4 protein-coding genes are annotated in these 4,647 nt (G+C 47.4%); all 4 read right to left on the bottom strand.

Annotated elements, in window-relative coordinates; all coding sequences use genetic code 11:
• Positions 1 to 61: 61 nt before the first annotated feature.
• Positions 62 to 886, bottom strand: coding sequence for a flagellin (locus VIN66_RS11310; protein WP_331924093.1), 825 nt, complete (start codon positions 884 to 886; stop codon positions 62 to 64).
• 157 nt (positions 887 to 1,043) lie between these two features.
• Complete coding sequence (gene flgL, locus VIN66_RS11315; protein ID WP_331924094.1) at positions 1,044 to 2,279, bottom strand: flagellar hook-associated protein FlgL; 1,236 nt, start codon at positions 2,277 to 2,279, stop codon at positions 1,044 to 1,046.
• A 2-nt stretch (positions 2,280 to 2,281) separates the two neighbouring features.
• A complete protein-coding gene (gene flgK, locus VIN66_RS11320; RefSeq protein WP_331924095.1) occupies positions 2,282 to 4,300 on the bottom strand; it encodes a flagellar hook-associated protein FlgK in 2,019 nt (672 codons plus the stop codon).
• Positions 4,301 to 4,342: 42 nt separating this feature from the next.
• Positions 4,343 to 4,647: glucosaminidase domain-containing protein (locus VIN66_RS11325; RefSeq protein WP_331924096.1), on the bottom strand; the 305-nt coding region annotated here is incomplete at its 5' end.

The raw sequence follows: 4,647 nt of genomic DNA on the forward strand, positions 1-4,647 counted from the left end.
TATATTAATTGAAATAAAAAAGCTGCCATTTAGGCAGCTTATAGACGGAGTGTTTAAAGGCTTAACCCTGCAGTAAACTTAACGCTGCCTGCGGCCGCTGATTCGCCTGCGCTAATACGGTAGTGCTGGTCTGCTGCAAAATCTGCGTCCGGGTTAGCTCTGCCGTCTCTTTAGCAAAATCGGTATCACGGATCCGGCTGCGGGCACCGGCCACATTCTCAGAAATATTGGTCAAGTTGCGGATCGTCGCCTGGAAACGGTTTTGTACTGCACCTAAATCCGCTCTGGCACTATCAATCGTCTTAATGGCCTCATCTATCGAATCCAGGGCATCAGCCGCACCAGCAAAACTGGATACACTGACTGCATCGATATTAAGACCTGTTAAACCAAAGCTATTGGCTGTTAATTGAATAGAAATCGTCTGATCGCGGTTGGCACCGACTAAAAACACCGCAGATAAGGTTCCATCTAACAGTTTTTGAGTACCAAACTGTGTGGTCTGTGCGATCCGGCTGATCTCTGTTTTTAATTGAGCGACTTCTTGTTGCAGTGCTTTACGGTCGGTCGAGGTATTAATCCCGTTTTGGGATTGAATGGCCAACGTCCGGATCCGTTGCAGCGAGGTCGTGATTTCATCCATCGCGCCTTCAGCCACTTGTGCCAGCGAAATACCATCGTTAGCATTACGCGCGGCTTGGTCAAGACCATTAATCTGACTGGTTAAGCGGTTAGAAATCTGCAAACCTGCCGCATCATCAGCGGCACTGTTAATGCGAAAACCTGAAGATAAACGTTTAAAGGCTGTATCCAGAGCATTACCTGAATTAAACAGCTGACGCTGGGCATTTAACGACGATGTATTGGTATTTACGTATAAAGCCATGATGTTGCTCCCGCCTAAAATTAGACCTTTAAAAACAACAGCTTGTTATATTGCTGTTGTTTATTGCTGATACTTATTTATCGGTGGAAGATAGAAAAACTTGAGATTTTTTTAAAAAAAGTTTGTTTCAGCTAAAAATGCCTTTGAACAGGCGCTATTAGCGTAAATAGTCAAAAAGGCTTACTCCTGAAACTTTGGTAAAAGTAGCTGAAATAGCTTCCAGAGCTATTTCCTGTTTAGTGATTTCAGTAATCGCTGCGGCATAATCGACTTCCGATAAATCAGCGCGGTAAGCTTTGTTATTAATCGTTAAATCTTCATTCGTGCCAAATACACTGTCCAGCACATTCACCCGGCCGCCTATCGCTGACAAGGTACTGTCAATATTGCTGCTGGCATTGTCTATCTGCGTCAGCACATCGTTTACCGCTTCGTTAAAAGCACTGCCAGAGATATTAGGATTGTCCAATGCCGTGATAAAATCACCAATTGTTGTAAGCATGTTTTTTTTCTGCGGCGGTTGCAACGTAAAGTCTACCTGCCCGGGCACTGCGGCAGCGCCGCTGATGGTAATACCAAGGCCAGCAAATGAGATCGGCTGATCTGGCGTAAAAGTACCGGTAACCGGTGGTGTCAACGCAACACCATCACGCAAAATTTCATAGTTAGACGGCGCTGTCAGTACTACATTGTACTCGTTGGTCGCAGCAGGTAAGCCGTCAAAATTATTACGGTAAAACGCATCAAACTGACTCTGATCTGACATCGTAATACTCGCGCCAGTCGCACCACCAGCTGAAATAACTGCGGCTGACGGTTTAAAGCGGGCATTAACATCTTCAAACACCGTTTTACCACTGTCATTGCCAGGCATGGCAATTGTTGGCGAAATCTGCAGCGCTTTCTGGCCATCATCTCCCTGGAAGAAATAGCTGTTTGATGCCTGATCATAAGCAAATGCCGGGGTTTTATCCTGAAAACCGGAAAAGATGTAACCGCCTTCAGAATTCCGTGTGTTCATCAGGTCGAATAATTCAACCTGAATATTCTTCAGCTCTTCTGACAAGGCATTACGTTCAGCAACGGTATAAGTCCCGTTACCAGAAGCGATAGCAAGCGTTTTAACCCGGTCCATCGACGTGCGCATATTCGTCAGCACCGTCTCTTCCAACGCCAGATTGTTTTTTAACAACACACTGTTGTTCTGAAACTGTGATACCTGCTCGAGGTTCTGATCCAGCCCCAGCACTTTGGCAGAAGATGCGGGGTCATCCGCCGGCGTTAAAATCCGGGTTTGTTTGGTAAGTTGATCCTGCGCCCGGTTCATTTTCTGCTGTGTATTTAAAATGCCGTCCAGGCCGGCATTAAATTTCATATTAAAAGATAAGCGCATAATTACCTCGCTGCAGCTAGCAGAGTGTCAAATACGGTTTGTGACGTGGAGATAATCCGCGCCGCTGCCGCATAAGTTTGCTGAAAACGCACTAAGTTAGATGCTTCTTCATCCAGACTCACGCCGGAGAGCGACTCATACCAGGCCGTAGTTTGTGCTAACAAAGCACCGCTTGCTGCTTCACTGTTACGGCCCTGACTGGTACGCTCACCAATTAAACTCACCATCTGAGCATAAGACTGATTAAAATTGACCGAGTTCGTGCCTGTTGGCTGCGACAGCGGATTCAGCCGCGTTGTCTGCTCGGTTTGTATTGCTGATAACGCCAGTCCATTACGGTTGTCGTTAAAGCCACCGTCATTAAAACTGATAGTAAAAGTATCGCCTACGTTCGGCACACCTGACACTGAAAAGTCAAAACCAACGTCAACAGAGGCATTTTCAAAAATATTCTGGTACTGACCCGAGGGAAATGCGGACGTTGCTACCGGGTTACCCAGGTTGTCGACAATTTCAAAGGTGTCCCCTCCCACGTAGGTCATGGTCCAGGGGCCATTAACCAAACCTGAAGGGGTGTCAAAGCCATAAGCAGGCAAGGTTGCCGGTGTAGTATCTGTTACCTTGAGATCCGAGATTTGCGCGTTACCGATATTATTTACAGTAAACTCAGTTCTCACCGGCGCGGCAAGCGCAATGTCTTCAGGGCGTGTCGTTGCCATCTGCACAGTACGGGACGCAGTGCTAAGTGGCTTTAGTTCAAACTGATCACCAACTGCAAGGCCGGCGGATAACGAAATTTCCAGGCCATATAAATCACCGGTGGCATCAGCTGAATTAATCGTTGCCGGGTACCCCCCCACGGCCACAACTTTATCTGATCCGGCAATAACTTTACCGGCTGAATCCAGCGCCTGGATCCTGACGCCTCCGGCTTCAACAGTCAGCAAAAAATCATTCGGTGGCAAACTGCCGCCCTGACCTGGTTCAATAGTTACATCCACATTACCTGTTCCGGTATTGTCGGATAACGCAAAGCCTGAACTGACCGGCAAGGTAAATAAGTTACCGCCAATTTTACCGTTCAAATCCATACCAAGACGGTTCTGCGTGTTTAGCGCGTCAGTCATAGATAATGCCAACTGCCCCAGCCGGTTTTGCGTTGGCACAAGTATTTCTTCACGAAACGAGAGCAGGCCGCCAATTTTGCCACCGACCAGATCGATATCAATATCGCGCTCTACGCTACTACGACTGGAGAGCTGCAGTTTCAGCTCACGCTCTGCCGGATCTGGGTCGCCCCGCATCGCCATTAAGCTATAATCGCCCCGCTCAACGACCAGAGACTGGCCAGTGGCCAGGAAAACCAGCTTTTCACCATTGTCGGCATCCAGCGTGCGTATATCGACCATTTCAGACAGATTTTTAATGGCCAGATCCCGCTTATCCAGCAAATCTAAAGGCACAGGCCGGCTGGCACCGGTACCAAAAGAGGCTATCTCTATATTCAAATCCGCAATTTGCTTGATATAGGCATTAGCCTCAGCAGTATAAATATCCAGTTGCTGGTTAACAAAGTTGTCCTGATCCAGAACCAGACTGGACAAGGTATTGAACTTATCCAACAACGCCTGAGAGCTGCCAATAATAAGCTGACGGTTGGCAACAGTCGCAGGTTCGTTGTTCGCAATCTGAAACTGCTTAAATAAATCGTTAATCCCGGTGGCAATACTATTGGCAGGGTTAGAAAACAGTGCATCGACGCGATTAGCTTCTGTAACGTACTGCTGAGCAAAGCTGTAGTTGGACGTATCGCGCCGTAATTGCTTCTGCGTAAACTCACTGACTAGACGTTCAGTCGTACCTTTACCTACACCTAAACCCAGCATCTGTGATTCAAACTCAGTGCGCTGACGCGTGTAGCCCTCAGTATTAATATTGGCAATATTATTACTGGTGGTATTGAGCAACGTGGTGTTTGCCAGTATGGCTGAAGTACCAATTCTGAGTAAATTATCTGACATTGCGCTCTCCGTTAACGCCGGGCCACTGCGTTACTTAGGCTATTATTCGGCTGCATAGGTTATTTCTTTAGTCTCACTGTCGTCACTGCGGGCGCTTTGCAAAGCAGGGCTTTGATATACCGCCATAATTTTTTGGGCATACGCCGGGTCTGTGGCATAGCCTGCAGCCTGCAACTGTTCAAAATATGCTTTGGTGTCCGCACTGACATTAACCGCATCCTGATAACGCGGATTCTGTTTAATAAAATTCACGTAATCCTGCAGACTATGCTCTGCTGAACGGTAAGCGCGGAATCTGGCCTGCTCTTTTTTGGCAATGCCACCACGGTACTCCAGCGTGTCCACGA

It is taken from the genome of Rheinheimera sp., from assembly GCF_036568245.1.
In the GTDB taxonomy this organism is placed as follows: Bacteria; Pseudomonadota; Gammaproteobacteria; order Enterobacterales; family Alteromonadaceae; genus Alishewanella.